This window comes from Methylophaga sp. UBA3613, from assembly GCF_002375415.1.
In the GTDB taxonomy this organism is placed as follows: domain Bacteria; phylum Pseudomonadota; class Gammaproteobacteria; order Nitrosococcales; family Methylophagaceae; genus Methylophaga.
The window spans coordinates 14,627-36,943 of the sequence record NZ_DFLS01000003.1 but is presented as its reverse complement, the minus strand read 5'-3'; the positions used below and the strand labels follow the sequence as shown (position 1 = coordinate 36,943).

Below are 22,317 nucleotides of genomic sequence, written 5' to 3'. Positions count from 1 at the left end.
GAGCGCTTTTTTTAGCTGGATAACATGACTGTTCTTTACATTGATTCGGATGCTGCGTTAACACAATTTTGCTCGGAAATTCAGCACAGCAAATGGCTGGCCATTGACACGGAATTCCTTCGCGAAAAAACCTATTATCCCCAGTTGTGCCTGATCCAGATTGCCAATGACGATACCATTGCCTGTGTTGATCCCATCGCTATAAAAGATCTCACTCCTTTGCTGGATTTACTTTATCAACCGGATATAACACTGGTTTTTCATGCAGCCCGGCAGGATCTGGAACTGCTGTATCTGTTAAAAAATTCCCTTCCACCAAATCTGTTTGATACCCAGCTGGCCGCGACTATCCTGGGGGATGGCGATCAGATTGGTTATGGCAACCTGGTTAAACAACGTCTTGACGTCAGCCTTGATAAAGCCCATTCCAGAGCCGACTGGACACAGCGTCCATTAAGTCCTGAACAATTGGAATATGCAGCAGATGATGTACGTTATCTGCGCGAGCTTTATCATCAAATGTCTGCCGATCTGGAAAAACAACAGCGTACGGAATGGCTTAAAGAAGATTTTGCCGCCCTGTCCAATGCAGATAATTACGTTGCTGATCCTGAAACAATCTGGCGCAAAATTCGTGGCGCGGGTAAATTAAAAGGTGTTCAACTGGCCATATTACAGCAACTGGCAGCATGGCGTGAACAGCGCGCAATGGAGCGGGATCGCCCAAGGCGTTGGATTCTCAAAGATGAAGTGATGCTGGATCTGGCAAGATTTGCCCCTGAAAAACCGGAAAAACTCAGTCAAATCCGTGGGCTTGAAGCGCGTGATATTGAACGCAGTGGTCGAGCTATTATTGACGTTATCAGCAAAGCCAAACAAACTCCGCCCGAACAATGGCCAATATTGCTTAAACCTGAACCACTGAGCAATCAGCAGGAAGCTCTGATTGATGCATTGATGGCATTATTACGCAAATTCTGTGATGAGCAATCGATCACTCCTATTGCCGTGGCCAGCCGTAAAGACATTGAAAAGCTGGTACGTGGGGATAAAGATCTTACTTTATTAAATGGCTGGCGATATCAAATCGTTGGCCATCACCTGACTGATTTTATCAGTGGTCATCTGTCAGTTACTGCTGATGCACAACAGATTCATACAAAAGAGGTATAGCAACATGTCGGTACTTATCTGTGGCTCATTTGCCTACGACAATATTATGGTTTTTCCAGACCAATTTAAAAATCACATTCTGCCTGATAAAGTGCATATGTTGAATGTGGCGTTTCTTGTACCTGAATTACGCCGTGAATTTGGTGGTTGTGCCGGTAATATTGCTTTCAATATGAAACTGTTGGGTGATGAGCCAGTACCGATGGGAACAGTGGGCAGCGACTTCGCTACCTATGCTGCCTGGATGGATAAATTTTCGATTATCCGTCGTCATGTGCATGTTAAAGACGATCATTTCACTGCACAGGCTTATATCACTACCGATATTGATGATAATCAGATCACTGCTTTTCATCCCGGGGCAATGAACCTGGCTCATGAAACCAAAATCACCGAAGCGCAAAATATCAAGCTGGGCATTATCGCTCCAGATGGTCGTGATGGCATGATTCAACATGCCCAGCAATTTGCGGATGCCGGCATTCCGTTTATTTTTGATCCGGGTCAGGGTTTACCGATGTTTGATGGTGAAGATCTACTGCAATTTGCCAGACAGGCAACCTATATTGCATTGAATGATTATGAAGCCCAGTTATTTGAAGATAGAACGGGTCTGCCACCCGAAGAAATAGCCAAACTTGTTGAAGCATTAATCATTACCCGTGGCGCTCAGGGCTCACACATCTACACAGAAGGTAAACGTATAGATATCCCATGTGCTAAAGCTGAAAAAGTTGTAGACCCAACTGGTTGTGGGGATGCTTATCGTGCAGGATTATTACATGGTATTTTGCATGGCAAGGATTGGGAAATGACTGGGCGTATCGCATCGTTATTGGGCGCCATTAAAATTGAACAACATGGCACGCAGAATCATCAATTTACCAGTGAGAGTTTTGCTGAACGGTTTGAGCAAAACTTTGGTATGCAATTAAGTTAAATACATTGTAGCTCTGAGACTGCAATCTGGCAGTTTCAGAGCAAATAATAGCTAAGCTGTAATATAAACGCGGCTAACACGCCAGCGATTACATCATCCAGCATAATGCCAAAACCACCATGTAATTTACGGTCGGCCCATGATATTGGCCATGGCTTCCAGATATCAAAGAATCTGAACAATACAAAGCCCAAAAGCATCCACTGCCAACCTGCTGGCGCGGCAATCATCGTCACCAGATAACCAACAATTTCATCCCATACCACAGCAGAAGGATCGTCCTTTTCAAGCCAATTTACTGCTTGCTGACAAATCCAGATCCCAGCGATAAAAGCAACTACCGTAATGAGTAAATAACTTAACAGCCCGACATCTTGTATCAACCAGTAGATGGGTAATCCGACTAATGTACCCATGGTGCCCGGTGCTTTGGGGGATAATCCCGAACCAAAGCCATAGGCCAGCAAACAGGCTGGTCTTTTGAGCAATTGTGAAAAAGTGACCTTGTTATGCGAAGTGGTCATAGCCTGCCTTTATTTCTGAGAATGCCTGCCATTCACCTTGGGCATTCTGATAAAACATACCTACGTCTTCAGTGATTTCACCAATCACTTGAATCATCTCAGGAAACTGTTGTTTAAGTTTCGCCACATTGCCCGCCGTCGCGGTAAAGCATAATTCGTAATCATCACCACCCGTCAAAGCCAGTTGCGTTGCCATTTCTGTTGGCAATTTTTTTAAGGCATCAGAAAATGGTAAAGCAGATATATCCAGCTTTGCCCCTTTACCACTCGCATTAAGTATATGATTCAAATCAGCCAATAATCCATCTGAAATATCAATCGCCGCATGTGCTTTGCCGACCAGTTGCTGACCTATTTGATTACGCGGTGTGGGCATTTCCAACCGTTGTAATAGATATTCAAAATCTGTATCAGTTAACAATCCTGTTTCTAGTTGCCCCAATCTAAACTGCAGCCCTGCGGCGGCATCCCCCAGACATCCGGTTACACAAATCAAATCGGTTGATTCAGCAGCACTACGCTGCAATATATTTTGCTTGGTTACATGCCCATGCACCTGAATGGTAATGGTTAATGGACCACGGGTGGTATCCCCGCCCACCAGCTGGATTTGATATTTTTTAGCGATATATGCCAAGCCGGCTGAAAACTGTTTTAACCAGTCATCATTGATTTCAGGCAAGGTTAAGGCCAGAGTGAACCAGGCAGGTTGAGCCCCCATAGCGGCCAGATCACTGAGATTGACAGCCAGAGCTTTGATACCCAGACGATACGGATCAACATCGGCAAAAAAATGTATGCCTTGTACCAAGGTATCAATTGAAACTGCCGTGTAGGTATCCTGAGGATTGTTTAAAACGGCACAATCATCACCGATCCCCACAATCACATCTTCGCGATGAGTCGTTAACGCATGGAAATACTGCTGAATCAGTGAAAATTCGGGAGAAGGTTTCATTCAAAAAAAGCCCCGTCTGGATGATTTTATCTTTTCGGGGCAGTTAATCAATTCGCTTTTTTCTGAGCACGAGCGGCTTTGGCAGCCTGATATTCTGGCTGGCGTAAACGGGCGCCCATTTTATCGAGAACCCCGTTAACGTATTTATGGCCCTGTTCACCCCCAAATGATTTGGCCAGTTCAACGGCTTCATTCAAGACCACGCGATACGGAATATCCGGACGGTGCATATATTCAAAAACGGCCAGACGTAATACTGAAATCTCAACAGGGTCGACAGTGGCTAAACTTCTGTCTACCGCATGGGTCAGTTCGGCATCAATGGTATCGATTTCTTTAGTAACACCTTCCACCAGAAGTTGAAAATAGTTTTTGTCGATTTTATTGGCGTATTCCGCCATGACAAAATCCATGGTGTCTTTTTCAGGAGCCTGATTATTGACCAAAGATTGATAAAGCGCTTGCACGGCAGCACGTCGAGCCTGAGTCCGGGGCAGTCCACCAGCCATTTACTTGGCAGCTCCGATTTGACGCAACACGTTAACCATTTCAATCATGCCCATCGCTGCTTCAGCACCTTTATTACCGGCTTTAGTGCCAGCACGTTCAATCGCCTGTTCGATGGTATCAACAGTCAACACACCAAAAGCAATTGGAATATCCAATTGCAACGTCAGTTGGCCCAGCCCTTTTGAACATTCCCCAGCGACATATTCAAAATGCGGAGTACCGCCACGAATCACCGCACCCAATGCGATAATGGCATCATATTTACCGGTTTTACCCATACGTTGTACAGCCAGCGGGATTTCAACTGCTCCGGGAACGCGGGCAATTTCAATATCTTTTTCCGCAGCACCATGACGTAATAATGTATCTACTGCACCGGCAATCAGATTATCAACAATAAAATCATTGAAACGGCCTGCAACGATACCTACTCGTATGCCTTTTGCGGAAAAGTCACCTGAAAAGGTTTTGATATTGCTCATATTTCAGAAATGTCCAAAAGAGAAAAAAAGATATTGTACTGTGTTTAAAAATGAATGCCTAACAGTCAGTTACAGCCAGCGCTGTTTTTCAGCAGCCGTTTTATTGCCAGTATGCGGTAATCCATCGGCATCAGCTTCAACAACCGTCCATTGATAAGGCGTTTGATCAATTCGCACAGCCGTTAATTGCTCGCCCCAGACCGCGCCACTATCCAATGAAAACACATTGTCATACTGACCGGTGCCCAGTTGTGACCAATGGCCAAAGACTATTTTGTCATTGACGCTGGCGCGATTGGGCATCATAAACCAAGGCTTCTGACCCTCTGGTTTATCCTTGGGCGCGCCTTTGAATTTCAGCGCCAGGCTGCCGTCTTCATTGCAGTATCGCAGACGTGTAAAACAATTGGTAATGAAGCGTAATCTATCCCAGCCGGTTAACTCAGCAGACCAGCGCTTGGGTTTGTTGCCATACATATGTTTAAAAAATTCACGCCAGTCGTCTGATTGAAGCACCGATTCGACTTCAGCGGCTCTTTCCAATGCCTCATCGATGCTCCACTCAGGAGGTAAGCCAGCATGCACCATTGAAAACTGTAATTCCCTATCATGATAAAACAAGGGTTGTTGACGTAACCAGTTAATCAATTCATCACTGTCTTCAGCGGTCAAAACCGGTTCAATGGTATCCAGCCGATGAGTGAACTCATTATTTCCCGCAGCGTGGGCCAGCATATGCAAATCATGGTTGCCCAATACGACTTTTGCTGACTGCTCACCTAACTGTCGCACAAACCTGAGGGTGTCTAACGATTTTGGACCACGATTAACCAGGTCACCAGCTAACCAGATTTGATCCTGCTGCGGATCAAATCTCACAACCTCAAGTAATTTGATCAGCTCATCAAAACATCCCTGAACATCACCAATTGCATAGACAGCCATAGGATTAACGAATTAACGGCGACGGTATAACGGAACAGGTCTGAGCACTGTTGCCTGATAACTGTCACTGAAATCATCGAATGCCGCCAGGGCTTGCGTCAGATGGTCAGGGTTGGCCAGTTCAAAACTGTTGATACCGCATTGCGACATATAAAACAGCTGGTCGTATAGCACATCACCCTGGGCACGGATTTCACCTTTAAACTGGTACCTGTCACGCAACAGACGGGCGTAGGAATAGCAACGTCCATCAGTAAATGCTGGAAATAACAGTACAATCAGTTGAAAACGAGCCAAATCCGGCACAATTTCCTCAAGTGGGTCGTCGCCGGAAAGCCGAATGCCCAGACCACCTTCATGCTGGCTCAACGTTTCGTGCTGTTCCTGCCAACGGGTTATTGAAACAGTAATGTTGCCAGCAACCAATGCAGCTTCATCATCAAGATGCTGCCAATTGTCGTCAACGATCTCGCGATCTTTAATGATCTTCTGCATAAACACGCTCCTTGAAAGGATCTACGCCAACACGTCGTACCGTCGCGAGAAAGCTCTCATCTTCATGGCGCAGATCGATATAAGCATCCAATAAATGGGCAACAGTATCGACCACATCCGCTTTTGGAATCGCCCGGCCCAGACGCTCACCAAGTGACGCATCTGCTTCTGAACTTCCACCCAGAGTAAACTGATACCACTCTTCGCCTTTCTTATCGACGCCCAGAATACCTATATGCCCCACGCTTTGATGGGCACAGCCATTCATGCAGCCAGAAAACTTGATTTTGATATCACCCAGATCATGCAGATAATCCAAATCATCAAACCGTTGAGCAATCCCTTTGGATAACGGTATTGAAGTCGCATTGGCCAGACCACAATAATCCAGTCCGGGACAGCAGATAATATCGGTCAGAGTGTTAATATTTGGTGTAGCCAAATCCTCTGCATTGAGGCGCAGCCATAAGGCATATAAATCCGCTTGTTTCACATCGGCAAACACCAGGTTTTGAGTGTGAGTGGAACGCACTTCACTAAAGCTGAATTCATCCGCTAAATCCGCTACTACTTCAAGTTGTTCAGAAGTAATATCACCTGGAGCCTGGCCCGGTTTTTTCAATGAAACATAGACCGCACTGTAACCTGGAACTTTATGGTCGGCAGTATTTTGTTTAACCCAAAGGGCAAATTCTTTGTCTTGCGCGACTAAGTCAGCAAAACTGCTATCAGAATCAGCCGCATCCCGTTCATAAGCCGGCTCAGTAAAATACTGTTTTACCCGTTCAATTTCTTTTTTATCCAGTTTTAACTGATCGCGAATATGAACCCACTCAGCCTCGACCAATTCGCGGATGTGGTTAATACCATGTTCCCGAACCGTGATCTTGATACGGGCTTTATATTTATTATCACGACGACCTAGGCGGTTATAAACACGCACTATGGCTTCGAGATATGACAATAGATCCTGTTTTTCCAGGAAAGGACGAATCTGTTCACCAATGATTGGTGTACGACCTAAACCACCGCCTACAAGGACTTCGAAGCCAACGTCGCCTTCGTGATTTTTTACCAGATGCAAACCGATATCATGCAACTTGGTTGCTGCACGATCTTCTTTTGAGCCTACAACAGCAATTTTAAATTTGCGCGGTAAATAAGCAAACTCAGGGTGGAAGGTAGACCATTGGCGAATCATCTCAGCCCATGGGCGTGGATCTTCTATTTCATTGGCATTCACCCCGGCGAGCTGATCCGAAGTGGTATTACGAATACAATTACCACTGCTTTGAATGGCATGCATCTGGACCGTCGCCAGCTCCGCCAGGATATCTGGCACATCTTCCAGTTTGGGCCAGTTCATTTGAAAATTCTGTCGTGTAGTGAAATGCACAAAGCCTTTATCATAACGGCGTGCAACTTCTGCAATTTTACGAACCTGACGGGATGACATCATGCCGTAAGGAACAGCGACTCGCAGCATCGGAGCATGGATTTGAATATACAAACCATTCATCAGGCGTAACGGACGGAATTGCTCTTCAGTCAATTCACCGGCAAGAAAACGACGGGTCTGATCGCGAAATTGAGCTACCCGCTGATCTATCATCGTTTGATCATACTTATCGTACTGATACATTTATGGTCTCTAAACGGTTTCAATGGACCGCACATTATAACGATGACGACATATAACAGGAAATTATAAATGGCTATATCGTTATTAATTGCCGCCCAAAAAGCCACTAAAGCTAACCAAGTCAGTCCATGATTCATCGACGATAACAATAGCTTGGGAGGATGAATATATCTGAAAACCGATACCTTCTGCGATAAAAGCTTCGCTTCCAGACCGGTCGGACTGATTGGGATTTGCCGACACCACAGATTTGAGATGTGCCATATTACGCAAAAAAACTTACTGCACTGTAAGCAACGCAACCAGATAAAATGGTTACGGCGAATATTGGGTGTCAATTGCACCTTTCTGCTAAACAACAGCCAGTAAACTATTGGATTGAGCTATTGGCGGAGCAAATCGATAATGTCTAAACCAAAGCGTATGCAACAACGAGTGTGGATCATATTTGGCTTTGCCATTCTGATCTTTATGGGCAGTTTTTATGAGCCCGCACCGCAGAATAATCCCCCCGCAACGGCCAGTAATATTGAACAGCTCATTGAACAACGGCAAAGTGATGTTCAAATTGAGGTGTCGGGTACAGTCACCCGGCTACTTTCCGACGACAACGACGGTAGTCGACATCAACGTTTTATTATTGAATTAGCCAGCGGACAAACCCTGTTAATTGTTCACAATATCGATTTGGCACCCAGAATTGACGATATCAGAGAAGGTGATGAAGTCCGTGTTTACGGTGAATATATCTGGAATGATAAGGGCGGCTTAATTCACTGGACCCATCATGATCCGGCCAACCGTCATCCGCATGGCTGGATAAGACATCAGGACAGGCTCTATCAGTAAGGCTATGGAAAACAATCAAATTCTGGAACTAGCCACCAGCTTTCCACCAATTATTGGCACAACACCGAAAATCCTTATTCTCGGTTCCATGCCAGGGCTGGAATCATTAAAACAGCAGCGTTATTACGCCCATCCACGCAATGCGTTCTGGCCAATCATTACGTCGCTTTATGGTCACTCGGAGAAGTTAGACTATTCACAACGCTGTGAGTTATTAAAACAGCAGCAGATTGCTGTGTGGGATGTGTTGAAAAGTTGTTATCGACCGGGGAGCCTGGATCAAAATATTGAAACGCAGTCAATGATTGCTAATGATTTTGTGGCTTTTCTGCAGCTTCATCCATCAGTAACACAAATCTTTTTTAATGGTGGTAAAGCAGAACAGGTCTTCAAACGCTATGTGGCAAAACAACTGGAAGCTGCGAGAATTTCACCGTTATTCCACAGGCTACCCTCTACCAGTCCTGCCCATGCCGCTATGAACTATGAAACAAAACAACGGCTTTGGCATCAGGCCTTATCAGGGGCTATTACCCCTTCATAGCCGCCAGCAGTGGTGGATTTGAAAGATCAGCAAGCCCTAGCGCCACCAATCGGATGATACTGTTGCTAAAGATTCAAAACTTGGCCTGGCAAAATAAAATCCCTGGAATAGTTCAATTCCCATCTCTTGCAAAACGTGCAGTTCATCTGCAGATTCGATACCTTCCGCAATCACGGTAATATCTAAATCATCGCAAACCGCAATAATACCGCGAGTAATGGTCTGCCGGACTTTATCGTTATGAATATTGCGCACCAGGGCCATATCCAGCTTCACCAGATCGGTCTGCATATCTGCCAGCAGGTTCAAACCGGCATAACCGGCGCCAAAATCATCTATCGCCGTGATAAATCCCTGTTGCTGATAAGACTGGATAATATCCTGCAGATGAGCGTGATCATTTATCTGCTCACCTTCAGTTACTTCAAAAATAATCTGTTCGATGGGAAAATTGTAAATTTCAGCTGCTTCCAGCGTTGTCCTTATACACAGTTCGGGTTTATAAACCGCATTGGGCATAAAGTTGATGCTGAGTTTGCTCTGAATATTGAGCTCTGCTGCAAGTTTGATGGCTTTGACCCGACAGGCCTGGTCAAAACGATAGCGATTATCTTGATTAACGTTCTCAAAAACCTGACCGGCCCCCTGTCCTTCCAAGCCTCGAACAAGAGCCTCCTGTGCATAAACCGTTTGGCTGGTTGTATTGACTATCGGCTGGAATGCCATCGAAAAATCGAAGCCCAATAAACCACTGTTTAAACACTCACCACAACCTATCTTTCGAAAATCTGCTTGTTCTTTCATTATTCACCAATCCCGGTTCCGCAGAATGTAACCTAAATTACTGCCTGCTACTCAAACCGGTTCACATTATTCGCAAAAAATTTACAAAGTAACTTTAACAATCCTGTACACGATTGCAAAAATGAAGGAAGGCTTCAATAACATAAAGCAAACCGCATCCATGTAACGGAAAAATTTAACGGGATTTGAATGATTCAAAAGCGGGAGTTTTAGTAATTGTTGCAGAACAATTGATCATAAAATCAGGCCGCAAGCACGGCCTGATTTATTTGGATTTTACTTCAGCAGATCACTGATATCTTTGGCATCCCAGTGCGGGAAGTGCTTACGGACTAAGGCGTTCAATTCAACCTCGAATGCAGTAATATCAGTTGAAGTTGCAGTCTCATTGGTGATGCCGCTAATGGCTTCAGTAATCATGCCAGCGCCAATCGTAACATTGGTCAGACGATCAATAATGATAAATGCACCGGTGGTACGATTACGTTTATATGCATCAAACACAACAGGTTTATTTAATGAAAATTCACATAAACCGATTTCATTGAGTTTCAGCTCAGTCACAACATTATGCGCCAGCGTATTTACATCAATCTGATGATCAATTTGTGTCATGACACCTGTACTGTCAGAAACGCCGACCTTGATGTTAAATTGTTTATTAGCCACCAGTGGTTGCTCTGTCATCCATACAACCATGGCTTTAAAACGACTGGATACATGTGGCTGATGGTCACGATGCACAATCATATCGCCACGACTGACATCAACTTCATCCTGCAGGGTAACGGTAATTGATTCACCCGGTACAGCATGATCCAGTTCACCGTCGTAAGTGACCAATGCTTTTACTTTGCTTTCTCTACCCGAAGGCAATACTGTGATTTCATCTCCCGGCTTAAGGATACCGGCTGATAAAGTGCCACAGTAGCCACGGAAATTCAGATTCGGTCGGTTAACATATTGCACCGGGAAACGCGCGTCTTCGGTATTGGCATCTTTCCCAATCTCGATATTTTCCAGCAGCTCCATCATGGTGCTGCCCTGATACCAAGACATGTTTTCACTTCTGTTTACCACATTATCACCGTTCAAGGCAGACATTGGTACAAAGTGAATATCTTCAATTTCCAGTTCACGGGCAAATTCGCTATACGCTTTGCGAATATCGTTAAACACCTGTTCGCTGAAATCCATCAAATCCATTTTATTAATGGCCACGATGATATGTTTAATGCCCAACAATGAAGCAATAAAACTGTGGCGGCGGGTCTGCGTCTGCATACCATAACGGGCATCAATCAGAATAACCGCCAACTGACAGGTTGACGCGCCGGTGGCCATATTACGGGTATATTGTTCATGCCCTGGTGTATCGGCAATGATAAATTTACGTTTGGTCGTAGAGAAATAACGATACGCTACGTCAATGGTAATGCCCTGCTCACGTTCGGCCTGTAAACCATCAACAAGCAAAGCCAGATCAACCTGGTTTCCTGTGGTTCCGGATTTGACACTGTCACGTGTCACTGCTTCCAGCTGATCTTCATAAATCATTTTGGAATCGTGTAACAATCGCCCAATCAGCGTGCTTTTACCGTCATCCACATTACCGCAGGTCAGAAAACGCAGCAGTTCCTTGTTTTCGTGTTGTTTGAGATAGGCTTCGATATCGGTCGCAATCAGCGCATCAGTTTCATATGTCATGTTGAGTGCCTGGTTTAATTATCTTTACGGGTCAAGATGCCAATCAATTTGAGCATCGTATTCAATTCTATTTATTGGTTAGATAGGAACTAATAATCCTTTCACCAACAAAATCAGAAATAACCTTCCTGTTTCTTTTTCTCCATCGAGCCGGCTTCATCATGATCGATGGCCCGTCCTTGACGTTCAGAAGTCGTTGTCAGTAGCATTTCCTGAATGATTTCTGGCAAGGTATCGGCATCGGATTTCACCGCACCGGTCAGTGGATAACAGCCCAGTGTGCGGAAACGGACTTTTTCCATCCGGATTTTTTCACCTTCGGGAATACGCATACGGTCATCATCGACCATGATGGTCAGGCCATTGTAATTGACCACTGGACGCTCGGCGGCGTAATACAGCGGTACAATCGGTATCTGTTCCAGATAGATGTATTGCCAGATATCCAGCTCTGTCCAGTTCGACAGCGGGAAAACACGAATGCTTTCACCTTTATTAACTCTGCTGTTGTAAATGTTCCATAGCTCAGGGCGTTGTGCTTTAGGATCCCAGCGATGGTTTTTATCGCGAAATGAATATACACGCTCCTTGGCACGAGACTTTTCTTCATCTCGTCGAGCACCACCAAAAGCCGCATCAAAGCCATGTTTACTCAACGCCTGTTTCAAAGCATCCGTTTTCATGATGTCTGTATAGCGAGGATGGTCGAATGGGTTGATACCCGCTTCAACACCTTCCTGATTGGTATGTACGATAAGGTCCAATCCCAGCTCTTTTGCGCGCTGATCACGGAACCTGACCATTTCCTGAAACTTCCAGGTGGTATCAATATGCATCAACGGAAATGGCGGCTTGCCTGGATAAAATGCTTTCATGGCCAGATGCAGCATGACAGCAGAATCCTTACCAATTGAATATAGCATGACCGGATTTTCAAACTCAGCGGCCACTTCACGCATAATATGAATACTTTCGGCTTCGAGCTGTTTTAAGTGTGTCAGTTGTTTTTCAGTCATAATTTTTCTCTGTTACTTAGCCTTTACGTGTAAGCCACATTCTTTGGTTTCAGGATTTTCCCACCACCAGCGACCAGCCCGGATATCTTCGCCTGGGGTAATCGCTCTGGTACATGGCGCACAGCCAATACTGGCATAACCCTGATTATGTAATTCATTAAATGGAACATCAAAAGCGCGGATATATTTCCATACTTCGCCATTTGACCAGTCCGTCAGTGGACTGAATTTCTGTAACTCATGGTCTGCATCCCATTCAGATACCGGTAACTCATTTCGAGTAATCGACTGTGAGCGGCGCATTCCCGTCAGCCAGGCCTTTTTACCAGCCAAAGCACGATTTAACGGTGCAACTTTGCGTATTCCACAGCATTGTTTTCGCAGGTCGACACTGTCATAAAATGCGTTTGGTCCATTATGTGTCACAAACTGTTCAATACTCAGGGTATCGGGATAATAAACCTCAACCTCAAGCTGATAGTGCTTTTTAGCCTGCTGCATTAAATCATAGGTTTCTTTGGGCAGTCGACCTGTATCCAAAGTGAAGATGCCGATTTGCGGTGCAAATTTGGCAATCAAATCCATTAACACCATATCTTCAGCGCCATAACTGGTCGCCAAGACTGCAGGGCTATAATCAGCCTCAATCTGCTCCAGCAACTGTTTTACAGCATCAATTTTCAGTTGAAGCTTTTCATTAATTTCTGTCATTTTGAATTACTTTTTCATTCGTTTAGTTTGTTAAAGCAAACATTTGATCCCAACCATTAACAAAATGATTGCCAGCAACGGCCGTAAAATCTTATCTGAGATTCTCACCCCCAGATGTGAGCCAATATAAATGCCTGGTAACGATCCCATCAGCAAATAAGATAATAATGACCAATCTACCGTGCCCACTGCAGAATGGCCTAATCCGGCCACTGCCGTTAAAGGAACAGCATGTGCGATATCGGTTGCCACAATTTCTACACCACGCATCTTCGGATAAAGAAATAATAAAACAACCGCTCCCAATGCGCCGGCCCCTACCGAAGATAATGTCACCATCACCCCTAACAAAGCACCGATAATTACTGTTGCCGGCGCCTTCAAGGCTTCATCCTGTCGTAAACGATATAGATAATTCACTAAAGGATGCCCCTGACGTGCTTTCATTATCCCGGCCAGCCAGTTTTTCAGCAGTAATGCACTAGACGTTAAAATTAAAGCGATGCCCAGAGCAACCGTTATCAGATCATTGTGCTTACCTTCATGAACACCGGTTGCACTGAGAAACCATAAAGTCAGCAAGGTGGCTGGTAGACTCCCTGCAGCAAGCCGCCAGACCACACGCCAATGCACCACGCCATGACGCCAATAAGCCCAAATACCACCTGCTTTAGTTACTGCCGCAAACAATAAATCTGTCCCTACAGCGATTGCAGGTTGGATACCAAACCCAAAAATCAGAATTGGGGTCATCAACGATCCGCCACCAACGCCTGTCATCCCGACCATAATGCCTACGCCCAGGCCTGCCAGCAAATAACCCCATTCCATTAATAAATTGACCTTTACCCTGCTTTGTTGGCAGCAAGTTTACCAGTTGGCAATATTCAATCAATGAATATTATTTTCTATCTATATAACTTATGAGAATATAAAGAAATCCTTGCCATTTGAACTGAGAGCCAATCTTTAACATAGCCTTAACCTAAATTGACTGACACTGCTAATTGTTCACATTTCTTTCACGGTGTATAGACGAAGCTCTAACTCCAACTCCACTCTGGGATGAGAGGCTGAAGATGACAACTTATAGAATCTTGTTAGTTATAACAGCAGCATGTTCTGCATTGATAACATCTTTTTTTATTAATCCTGCCGATTCAAACCGGGTGTTTGAGCCTGCACAGATTATTTTTCCACCGGCTTCGATTCAAGCGCCGGAAACCTCTGATAATGAGGTTATAGAAAATGCAGATCCACTCACTTTGGCCATAAAAGTGTGTTTTCAAGATAAATGTGAATACCTGGCACAGTCTGAGATGCAACATATTTTAACCCGGGAAGGTGAATCTATGGCTGAAAGCGAACAGTATCAAACAACTGTGCCTTTCCAGCTTCCTCAGCAAGGTGTTCCAATCATTGAAATGTAAAACGTAACGCACCATAACTGGTCTTTTATCACTAAAAACTTATATATTTACTCTTACTAATAATAATTACGGATATAGTGGATGAAGTTGCAACAATTGAAATATGTTCGCGAAGTGGCTCGTCGTGGCCTCAGTATCTCTGCAGCGGCTCAGGCACTGCATGCTTCTCAGCCAGGTGTAAGTAACCAGATTCAGTTACTGGAAGATGAGCTGGGGCTGCTAATCTTCGAACGACATGGGAAACGTTTATCGGCTATCACACCGCTGGGAGAATCCGTTATTGCCATGGCTGAGCGGGTGTTACAGGAAGTAGACAATTTACGTGAACAGGCGGCTGACAGTCGTCATGAGAAAAAAGGCACACTTTCAATCGGCACCACACACACTCAGGCACGTTATGCTCTGCCAAAAGCTATCAAGGCCTTTTCAGAACAATATCCCGATGTGCACTTAAATATGGTGCAAGGTACCCCACCTGAAGTCGCTGAAATGGCGGCCACCGGTAAAGTGGACTTAGCGATAGCAACCGAGGGCTTATCAAAATTTGATAATCTGGCGATTTTGCCCTGCTACGAATGGAATCGTACAGTGATAACGCCACCGGGGCATCCGCTTTTGAATGAAAAAAAACTCACTCTTGAGGCTATTTCACAATATCCAATACTGACATACGTAATGGGCTTTACCGGTCGCGCGCAACAGGATCAGTCTTTTATTGAACGTGGTCTTAAGCCTAACGTTATTTTTACCGCCACTGATGCGGATGTAATTAAAACCTACGTAGAATTGGGGCTTGGTATTGGCATTATAGCCAGCATGGCATTTGATCCAGCAAAAGATGCTCCTTTACAAGCATTGGATGCCAGTGGTTTATTTAAACCAAGTACGACCCATATGGGAATTCGTAAAGGCAGTTATCTTCGCGGTTACAGTTATGCTTTTATTGAGTTTTTTGCTCCCCATCTTCAACGCTCAACTATTCAGAACGCGATCGCATTGTGAATTTTTCCCTTTAGCATTTCGGAAGGTAATGGTAGTTTAATCGGGCTAAATTTTGGCATTACAAATGAAATATAAGAAGGAAATATAATGAAAGCTGTATTAAAAGTCCTGGTTACAGGCTTCTTCCTGTTACCTGCGCTGGTATTTTCTCATGGCGCTTCACGTCTGCAAGTCGAAGAAACAGTGTTGATTAATGCTGATGCTGAAACTGTGTGGAACATGGTTAAAGATTTCGACAGCCTGCATAAATGGCACCCAGCCATCATTTCTACTAAAGCAGAAGGTGGGAATGAACCTGGCGCGACGCGCGTTTTAACCCTTAAAAATGATTCAACCATCACTGAAACGTTGAAAAAGTTTGACGAAGAATCAATGAGTTTTATGTATCAGATTGATGAAATGAGTTCTGTTGGACAGGTTGAAATTGAAGGCGAAATGCATGATATCCCTGCAGTGCCTGTCAGTAAGTATAAAGCCTGGTTAACTGTAGAAGCTGAAGGCGACCAAACCAAAGTCACCTGGTTGGCCAAATTTTTCCGTGGCTATACCGGCAACCATCATGAGCCTAAAGAGTTAAATGACGAAACGGCTACCAATGCTATTGAAGGTATTTTCCGTTCAGGCCTCGACACTTTAAAAGCCAAAATTGAAAATTAAGTCAGTATTGACTTGAACTTTAAGGCGTCTTCGGACGCCTTTTTTTATATCCTCTGAACAATCAAAGATGGGAAAACAACACTTTTTTCTGTATATTTCACCTACTTGCTAATACAAGCCTCGGGGTGGTCGAAAGGCCTGAGATTCACCAGTTGGTGAAGACCCGATGAACCTGATCCAGGTAATACTGGCGTAGGGACAGGCGGCAAACCCTTCTTGCTAGATCAATGCAAATGGCGTGATCCCCTGTTCTTTTTAAGAATTTAAAAAGGATAGTCATGAAACTCACCCTGCTTTCCATCGCAGTCACCAGCGCTTTATTTTCTCCCGGCGCAGTTGCACAAACCGAGACCGATAGCACTGATTTACCGTCCATGCTGGTCAGTGCAGATTTTCGTCCTGCAGAAGCCCAGGATATTCCCGTCAGTCTGACAACATTCGATGAGGAAATCATTGAATCACGTGGTGCCCAGCACATTGAAGATGTTCTCAATCTTGCACCCAATGTAAATCTTTCCAGCGGCGCTTCCCGTGGTCAGTTTTTTCAGATCCGTGGTATTGGTGAACGCAGTGAGTTTCTTGCTCCCCTAAACCCATCGGTAGGACTTTATATTGATGGTATCGATTTTAGTCGCAGTGGCGGCGCAGCCACACTATTTGATATTGAGAAAGTAGAAGTATTACGTGGACCTCAGGGTACGTTGTATGGAGCCAATGCATTAGCCGGTGTTATCAATATGCAAAGCAAACAGGCCACCAATGATCTGGATATGAATTTTCAGTCAACCGTAGGCAATTACGATACCCGAAGTGTCGGTGTAGCAGTAGGCGGTCCATTAATTAAAGACACTTTACTGGGGCGAATAGCTGTGCATACCCATCGTTCAGATGGCTACATGGATAATGATTTTCTAGGTCGTGACAATACGCAAAATCAGGATGAAATGACTGCCCGCGGACATTTGAAATGGCTGGTCAATAATGACCTGACCATTGATCTGAATTTGCTGCATTTAAATATCGACAATGGTTACGACGCATTCACACTTGATAACAGCCGTAACAGTCTTTCAGATGAGCCTGGCAATGACAAACAGCATACCAATGCATTTGCACTCAAATCCGACTGGCGAGCAAGCAGTAAAGTGCAATTACAATCTACTTTGACCTATTCCAAATCTGATTTGGAATATAGCTATGATGATGACTGGTCGTATAAAGGTCAGTTTGATCCCAGTTTATTTCCTTACAGTGGTTTTGATCAGTACAAACGCGAACGGGAAAACTACTCTATAGAATTCAGAGCCCTTTCCAATGAAGAGGGTCGTATTTTTGCTGATACAACTGATTGGTCAGTAGGTATTTATCTGGCCGATCAACGCCAAGATCTCAAGCGCAAATACTTCGATAACGATACACCTGATGTCTACCCTCTAAATAACACTTATGAAACATCTAACAGTGCCATTTTTGGGCAATTAGATACCGCTTTAACGGAAAAACTGACCCTGATAACTGGCTTACGTGCTGAACATTGGGACGCTGATTATGACGATTCGCAAGGATTGGATCTGGATGACAGCGATGTGTTATTCGGGGGGAAAGTCGGTTTGAATTATCAGTTCCGTCCACAACACCTTTTATACACATCATTATCCCGTGGCTACAAAGCTGGGGGGGTTAACACGGAAGCAGATCTGGCGCCAGGCTTACGCAAATTCAATAATGAATATTTATGGAACCTTGAAGCCGGTATGAAATCACTATGGCTGAATGGAAGCTTGGTGACCGATATCACGGCATTTTATGGTTTGCGAAAAGATGCCCAGGTAAAAACCTCTGTAGGTGTGCCACGCGACAGTGGTGGTACCCGTTTTATTGATTATCAGGATAATGCAGCGAAAGGCCGCAATATGGGGATTGAAGCAAGTGTTGATTGGTTGATCAATGAACGCTTAAGAACCTTTGCGGCAGTAGGTCTGTTGCATGCGACATTTGACGAATATGACAACCCTGAACTGGATGAGTCTGGATTAAATATTCAGGGCAGGAGGCAAGCTCATGCTCCTGCCTACACATTTAGTATTGGCAGTGAAGTCTATCTGACCCCACAATGGAATCTTCGCGCCAATGTTGAGGGCAAGGATGAGTTCTATTACTCCAACAGCCATAATGCGAAATCCAGTTCTTACGCCATTACCAATGCAAGTTTGCAGTACCAGCAGCAAAACTGGACATTTACCCTGTGGGGTCGCAATCTGTTTGATAAAGACTATTACACTCGCGGCTTTTTCTTTGGTATCGATCCATCAGCTGGCTATGAAGATCGAGTTTATACCCAATATGCTGATCCCCGTACTTTCGGTATGACTGTATCTTACGACTACTAATTTAACTGAGGTGCTTTAGTGCCCCTCCTTTCTTAAGGAAACTATCATGCGAATTTCTGTAGATATCAGCCTTTATCCGCTGACAGAGCAATTTGTTAAACCAATTCTGGCGTTTATTGCCAAGTTGGAAAACAATCCAAAATTGATCGTGCACCGTAATACATTGAGCACGCAGATTTTTGGCGAGTATCGTGATGTGATGGATGCGATGGACAGTGAAATTGAAGCGGTGTTTGCCCAGATGCCGCATAGCGTTTTTGTATTAAAACTGATCGGTAACGATCGTCATCAAGTCAAAGACTAATGTCTGAATCAGGCTGGTGGAATATTACGCTAGCTGGGCTGGCGTCAATGAGTGGCTGGGAAGTATTTGCCGCTCTGCTGGGAATTGGCTATATCCTGTTTGCTGCCCGAGAATCACAATGGTGCTGGCCATTAGCGTTTATCAGTACCATTATTTACACCATCCTGTTTTGGGAAAACCAGTTGCCAATGCAGGCCCTGCTAAACCTGTATTACATTGGTATGGCGATCTATGGCTTTATTCTCTGGCATCGTCATGAAAATCAGACCGCAGAACTGAATATTCACAGCTGGCCATGGCAATATCATCTGATCTTTATTGCCACTGGTGGATTTCTCAGTTTAGTGTTTGGCTATTACCTATCGGCTCATGCTACTCAATATCCCTATCTGGATGCATTTGTGATGGTGTTTTCGGTGATGAATACGTTATTGATGGCACGTAAAGTATTGGAAAACTGGTTATATTGGCAAGTTATCAACAGCTCAGCCATTGTGCTTTATGCATTAACCGGCTTTTACGCCACTATCGTGATGTTCAGTATTTATCTGTTTCTCGCTATGGCGGGGTATTTCAAATGGCGTAAGTTATTAGCAGCCCAACACCAGACTCGAACGGCTTAACTAAACCGTTCGGGATGGTTGAGCCAGGAATTCAAATCTGTCTCACCTAAAACATTCATCAAAAATAGTAATAATCGATAAGGCAACCGAACATTCGTCAGATCTGGGATGACCTGATAATTCTGATATTCAGCAGCAAACTGTTCTGCCTGTGATTGATCCAGCAAATATTCGAGCAAAACAAATTCTAACGTTCTTGGACCATAGACAATCGCATCCAGATCAACCAGTGCAGAAAGCTTATCTTGCTGCATCAAAAACTGATCCCACCGTAAATCGGGCATGATGGGCACAAATGTGTTTTCACATAGTAGTTCGGCCTGCTTCAAGGCCTGTTGTAAAACAGTTTGTTCAATTGAATCAGATTGTTGCTGCAAGGTTATTTTCAGACGCCGCGGCCAATCTTCTGCTGTATATTCTGGCTGTTGCAGACTCCCCCATCGTGGATGCTGCTGCTGATGCATCAAACCGATATGGTTAGCCAATGATTTAATCGTCAACGCTGTTACGGAAGATGGATCCACATCTTCACCAGGTAACCAACGAGCCAGCACGAATTCCGCTGCCATCGAATTAATCAGTGACGGGATGACCAAAGGACTAATAGTGGAAATACGTTGATAAACTTCTGCAATATTCCCCAATGATGTCGGAAAATTGATGGCAAACAGGCTATTCATTTTTTGCCAGAAAGCCGACTGCTCGATATTGGCATGATCACACAGCTTCAAAACCATCGGTCCATCGACGGTTTCACAAAACCAGAGTTGATGACTACTATCGCTAAACTGGGCAGGTATTCTACTTGGCGGCTTTTGCAGGTCCGGCAAGGCTTTTTGCTGCTGTTGTGAAAGCGATGGGTAGTTTACCAAGGCAACACTTCACCATTCATATGCCAGAAAGTACCGCTATTATCAATATTCAACTCTGCCATCCGATCCAGCAAGCCTTTTGCTGATTCATCCGCATCAATCAGACCACCATGTCCGGTCATATCAGTTCTGACCCAGCCCGGATGCAATATAGCCACCGCAATACCTTTGGGTTTCAAATCAATAGATAACGATTTGCCTGCAGCATTAACAGCAGCTTTGGACATGCGATACGCATAACTACCACCGGAGTCATTATCGGCGATAGATCCCATACGGCTGGTAATTATGCCTACCTTGCTACCCTGGGACATATGCTCAACTAACGCCTGAGTGGTTAACAAAGGACCAAGACTGTTGACTTCAAACATGCTTTTAAAACTATCAATGGCATTGGAGTCGATATCATTAAGCCCGAGACCTGCCGCGATACCGGCATTGTTAATCAACCAGTCGATCTTACGATCGCCAAGTTTTTCGGAAAGCGCTTTAAGACTTATAGGGTCGCTGACTTCTACATCTTCAATAATCTCTACATCCAGTTCAGCTAAAGCTGGAGAGCGATGGCGACAGGTCGCAATCACATCAAAGCCACGTTCTTTTAATTGCCGGCATAACTCAAGCCCGATACCTCGGTTGCTACCGGTGACAAGTGCGGTTTGTGACATATCCTGCTCCTTAATTATGCTTATGAAGGTTTTTCATTGTAGTCGTTGAGGGTGACAACACAACGCCTGCTTCGGTGACAATAGCGTTTATCAGCTCTGCCGGTGTGACATCAAAGGCCGGATTCGACACCTTCACCCCATCCGGCGCAATTTGCTGGTTGGCAATATGAGTCACTTCCCTTGATGGCCGTTGCTCGATTTCGATTTGTTTTCCGGTTTCAATTTGCCAATCAATAGTTGATAACGGTGCGACTACCATAAATTTTACCTGGTGGTATTTTGCTAATACGGCTAATGAGTATGTACCGATTTTATTCGCCACATCCCCATTGGCAGCAATTCGATCTGCACCAACAATAACCCAATGGATATTACCAGAAGCCATTAATGAAGCCGCAGTGACATCTGCCTGCAAAGTCGCGGGAATTTTGCCCTGCACTAATTCCCAGGCAGTTAAGCGCGCACCTTGCAACCAAGGACGAGTTTCATCAACATAGACGTGTTTTATTTTGCCATCTGAATACCCCTGACTTATTACACCTAATGCTGTCCCCACTCCGCCAGTCGCCAGTGCACCAGCATTGCAATGGGTTAATACCATACTGTCGGGAGCAATCAAATCTGCTCCCAGTTTCCCCATGGCTTGGTTGGCCGCAATATCCTGCTGATGAATGTGGAGAGCAGCTTCCAATAATGCCGTTTCTGGAGAATAGGTTTCGGGCAAGTTGAGATAAATCGCTGTCATTTGTTCGATTGCCCATGACAGATTTACCGCTGTAGGACGCGATGCTGCGAGTTTGACCAGGGGCTCATGCATTGCCTGCTTCCAGTTCACACCCGCCTTATTCCAAGCATCCCGGGCGGCTAAAACCACGGCATAAGCTGCTGTTATGCCAATTGCCGGTGCGCCTCTCACCACCATTTCACGTATAGCATCACTCACCTCACTTGCATGTTCGTATTTTAGCCAGAGCTGCTGTGTTGGAAGTAAACGCTGATCCAGCAAATGCAGCTGTTGGTCTTGCCATTTGATGGGTTGAATCATTTCACTGGTGCTTTGCACTGTGTTCT

26 protein-coding genes and 1 riboswitch are annotated in these 22,317 nt (G+C 44.7%); of the genes, 10 read left to right on the top strand and 16 right to left on the bottom strand.

Annotation, left to right across the window (positions count from 1 at the left end; translation table 11 throughout):
- Positions 1-24 precede the first annotated feature (24 nt).
- Both rnd and B3S93_RS01675 read left to right on the top strand, forming a co-directional pair.
- On the top strand, positions 25-1,173 hold the full coding sequence (gene rnd / locus B3S93_RS01680; protein WP_292357797.1) for a ribonuclease D: 1,149 nt from the start codon (positions 25-27) through the stop codon (positions 1,171-1,173).
- 4 nt (positions 1,174-1,177) lie between these two features.
- Positions 1,178-2,113, top strand: coding sequence for a carbohydrate kinase family protein (locus B3S93_RS01675; RefSeq protein WP_292404039.1), 936 nt, complete (start codon positions 1,178-1,180; stop codon positions 2,111-2,113).
- A gap of 35 nt (positions 2,114-2,148) precedes the next feature.
- On the opposite strand, the gene B3S93_RS01670 is transcribed toward B3S93_RS01675, so the two are convergent.
- The 8 genes from B3S93_RS01670 to B3S93_RS01635 all read right to left on the bottom strand — a co-directional run bounded on the left by B3S93_RS01670 (position 2,149) and on the right by B3S93_RS01635 (position 7,933).
- Complete coding sequence (locus tag B3S93_RS01670; RefSeq protein WP_292404042.1) at positions 2,149-2,637, bottom strand: phosphatidylglycerophosphatase A family protein; 489 nt, start codon at positions 2,635-2,637, stop codon at positions 2,149-2,151.
- A complete protein-coding gene (thiL, locus tag B3S93_RS01665) occupies positions 2,621-3,595 on the bottom strand; it encodes a thiamine-phosphate kinase (RefSeq protein ID WP_292404045.1) in 975 nt (324 codons plus the stop codon). Before thiL ends, B3S93_RS01670 begins: the two co-directional genes overlap by 17 nt.
- Before the next feature lie 47 nt (positions 3,596-3,642).
- Positions 3,643-4,104, bottom strand: a complete 462-nt coding sequence (gene nusB, locus B3S93_RS01660) for a transcription antitermination factor NusB (RefSeq protein ID WP_292357789.1) — start codon at positions 4,102-4,104, stop codon at positions 3,643-3,645.
- Positions 4,105-4,587 carry a 6,7-dimethyl-8-ribityllumazine synthase gene (gene ribE, locus B3S93_RS01655; protein WP_292357787.1) on the bottom strand — a complete coding sequence of 161 codons (483 nt, stop codon included), beginning with the start codon at positions 4,585-4,587 and terminating at the stop codon, positions 4,105-4,107. It lies immediately after the preceding gene.
- Positions 4,588-4,656: 69 nt separating this feature from the next.
- Positions 4,657-5,532, bottom strand: a complete 876-nt coding sequence (locus tag B3S93_RS01650; protein ID WP_292404048.1) for a symmetrical bis(5'-nucleosyl)-tetraphosphatase — start codon at positions 5,530-5,532, stop codon at positions 4,657-4,659.
- Positions 5,533-5,544: 12 nt separating this feature from the next.
- Complete coding sequence (locus B3S93_RS01645; protein ID WP_292357783.1) at positions 5,545-6,027, bottom strand: DUF934 domain-containing protein; 483 nt, start codon at positions 6,025-6,027, stop codon at positions 5,545-5,547.
- Positions 6,011-7,669 carry a nitrite/sulfite reductase gene (locus B3S93_RS01640; protein WP_292404050.1) on the bottom strand — a complete coding sequence of 553 codons (1,659 nt, stop codon included), beginning with the start codon at positions 7,667-7,669 and terminating at the stop codon, positions 6,011-6,013. The genes B3S93_RS01645 and B3S93_RS01640 overlap by 17 nt, the downstream gene beginning before the upstream one ends.
- 84 nt (positions 7,670-7,753) lie before the next feature.
- Positions 7,754-7,933 (bottom strand): hypothetical protein, encoded by a 180-nt coding sequence (locus tag B3S93_RS01635; protein ID WP_292404053.1) that lies wholly within the window; start codon positions 7,931-7,933, stop codon positions 7,754-7,756.
- Positions 7,934-8,074: 141 nt separating this feature from the next.
- Between B3S93_RS01635 and B3S93_RS01630 the strand changes: the two genes are divergently transcribed.
- Positions 8,075-8,518 (top strand): DUF3465 domain-containing protein, encoded by a 444-nt coding sequence (locus B3S93_RS01630; protein WP_292357780.1) that lies wholly within the window; start codon positions 8,075-8,077, stop codon positions 8,516-8,518.
- 4 nt (positions 8,519-8,522) lie between these two features.
- Positions 8,523-9,062, top strand: coding sequence for a DNA-deoxyinosine glycosylase (locus tag B3S93_RS01625; RefSeq protein ID WP_292404055.1), 540 nt, complete (start codon positions 8,523-8,525; stop codon positions 9,060-9,062).
- Positions 9,063-9,098: 36 nt separating this feature from the next.
- Here B3S93_RS01625 and B3S93_RS01620 read toward each other — a convergent pair whose 3' ends face one another.
- The 5 genes from B3S93_RS01620 to B3S93_RS01600 form a co-directional block, all read right to left on the bottom strand.
- Entirely contained in the window at positions 9,099-9,866 is a 768-nt protein-coding gene (locus B3S93_RS01620; RefSeq protein ID WP_292357778.1) for an EAL domain-containing protein, read from the bottom strand.
- A gap of 276 nt (positions 9,867-10,142) precedes the next feature.
- Positions 10,143-11,573, bottom strand: coding sequence for a sulfate adenylyltransferase subunit CysN (gene cysN / locus B3S93_RS01615; RefSeq protein ID WP_292404057.1), 1,431 nt, complete (start codon positions 11,571-11,573; stop codon positions 10,143-10,145).
- A gap of 113 nt (positions 11,574-11,686) precedes the next feature.
- On the bottom strand, positions 11,687-12,589 hold the full coding sequence (cysD, locus tag B3S93_RS01610) for a sulfate adenylyltransferase subunit CysD (protein ID WP_292357774.1): 903 nt from the start codon (positions 12,587-12,589) through the stop codon (positions 11,687-11,689).
- A 12-nt stretch (positions 12,590-12,601) separates the two neighbouring features.
- On the bottom strand, positions 12,602-13,300 hold the full coding sequence (locus tag B3S93_RS01605; protein WP_292404060.1) for a phosphoadenylyl-sulfate reductase: 699 nt from the start codon (positions 13,298-13,300) through the stop codon (positions 12,602-12,604).
- Positions 13,301-13,330: 30 nt separating this feature from the next.
- Entirely contained in the window at positions 13,331-14,131 is an 801-nt protein-coding gene (locus B3S93_RS01600; protein ID WP_292404063.1) for a sulfite exporter TauE/SafE family protein, read from the bottom strand.
- Between the two features lie 248 nt (positions 14,132-14,379).
- Here B3S93_RS01600 and B3S93_RS01595 point away from each other — a divergent pair, with 248 nt between their 5' ends.
- The 6 genes from B3S93_RS01595 to pnuC all read left to right on the top strand — a co-directional run bounded on the left by B3S93_RS01595 (position 14,380) and on the right by pnuC (position 19,706).
- Positions 14,380-14,730, top strand: a complete 351-nt coding sequence (locus tag B3S93_RS01595; RefSeq protein ID WP_292404067.1) for a hypothetical protein — start codon at positions 14,380-14,382, stop codon at positions 14,728-14,730.
- Positions 14,731-14,811: 81 nt separating this feature from the next.
- Positions 14,812-15,732, top strand: coding sequence for an HTH-type transcriptional regulator CysB (gene cysB, locus B3S93_RS01590; RefSeq protein WP_292404069.1), 921 nt, complete (start codon positions 14,812-14,814; stop codon positions 15,730-15,732).
- A gap of 87 nt (positions 15,733-15,819) precedes the next feature.
- Positions 15,820-16,389: an SRPBCC family protein gene (locus B3S93_RS01585; protein ID WP_292404071.1), complete on the top strand. Its 570-nt coding sequence runs from the start codon at positions 15,820-15,822 to the stop codon at positions 16,387-16,389.
- Positions 16,390-16,500: 111 nt separating this feature from the next.
- Positions 16,501-16,606, top strand: a riboswitch (TPP riboswitch).
- A gap of 61 nt (positions 16,607-16,667) precedes the next feature.
- Positions 16,668-18,779: a TonB-dependent receptor gene (locus tag B3S93_RS01580; protein WP_292357762.1), complete on the top strand. Its 2,112-nt coding sequence runs from the start codon at positions 16,668-16,670 to the stop codon at positions 18,777-18,779.
- 46 nt (positions 18,780-18,825) lie between these two features.
- Positions 18,826-19,083: a YkoF family thiamine/hydroxymethylpyrimidine-binding protein gene (locus B3S93_RS01575; RefSeq protein WP_292357760.1), complete on the top strand. Its 258-nt coding sequence runs from the start codon at positions 18,826-18,828 to the stop codon at positions 19,081-19,083.
- Positions 19,083-19,706 (top strand): nicotinamide riboside transporter PnuC, encoded by a 624-nt coding sequence (gene pnuC, locus B3S93_RS01570; protein WP_292357758.1) that lies wholly within the window; start codon positions 19,083-19,085, stop codon positions 19,704-19,706. The genes B3S93_RS01575 and pnuC overlap by 1 nt, the downstream gene beginning before the upstream one ends.
- Here pnuC and B3S93_RS01565 read toward each other — a convergent pair.
- The 3 genes from B3S93_RS01565 to mtnA are packed head-to-tail and all read right to left on the bottom strand — an operon-like array spanning position 19,703 to position 22,309.
- A complete protein-coding gene (locus B3S93_RS01565; protein WP_292357756.1) occupies positions 19,703-20,578 on the bottom strand; it encodes a phosphotransferase in 876 nt (291 codons plus the stop codon). The genes pnuC and B3S93_RS01565 overlap by 4 nt on opposite strands.
- Positions 20,572-21,246: an SDR family oxidoreductase gene (locus B3S93_RS01560; protein WP_292404075.1), complete on the bottom strand. Its 675-nt coding sequence runs from the start codon at positions 21,244-21,246 to the stop codon at positions 20,572-20,574. Before B3S93_RS01560 ends, B3S93_RS01565 begins: the two co-directional genes overlap by 7 nt.
- A 10-nt stretch (positions 21,247-21,256) precedes the next feature.
- Positions 21,257-22,309, bottom strand: coding sequence for an S-methyl-5-thioribose-1-phosphate isomerase (mtnA, locus tag B3S93_RS01555; protein WP_292404078.1), 1,053 nt, complete (start codon positions 22,307-22,309; stop codon positions 21,257-21,259).
- Between the last annotated feature and the right edge of the window lie 8 nt (positions 22,310-22,317).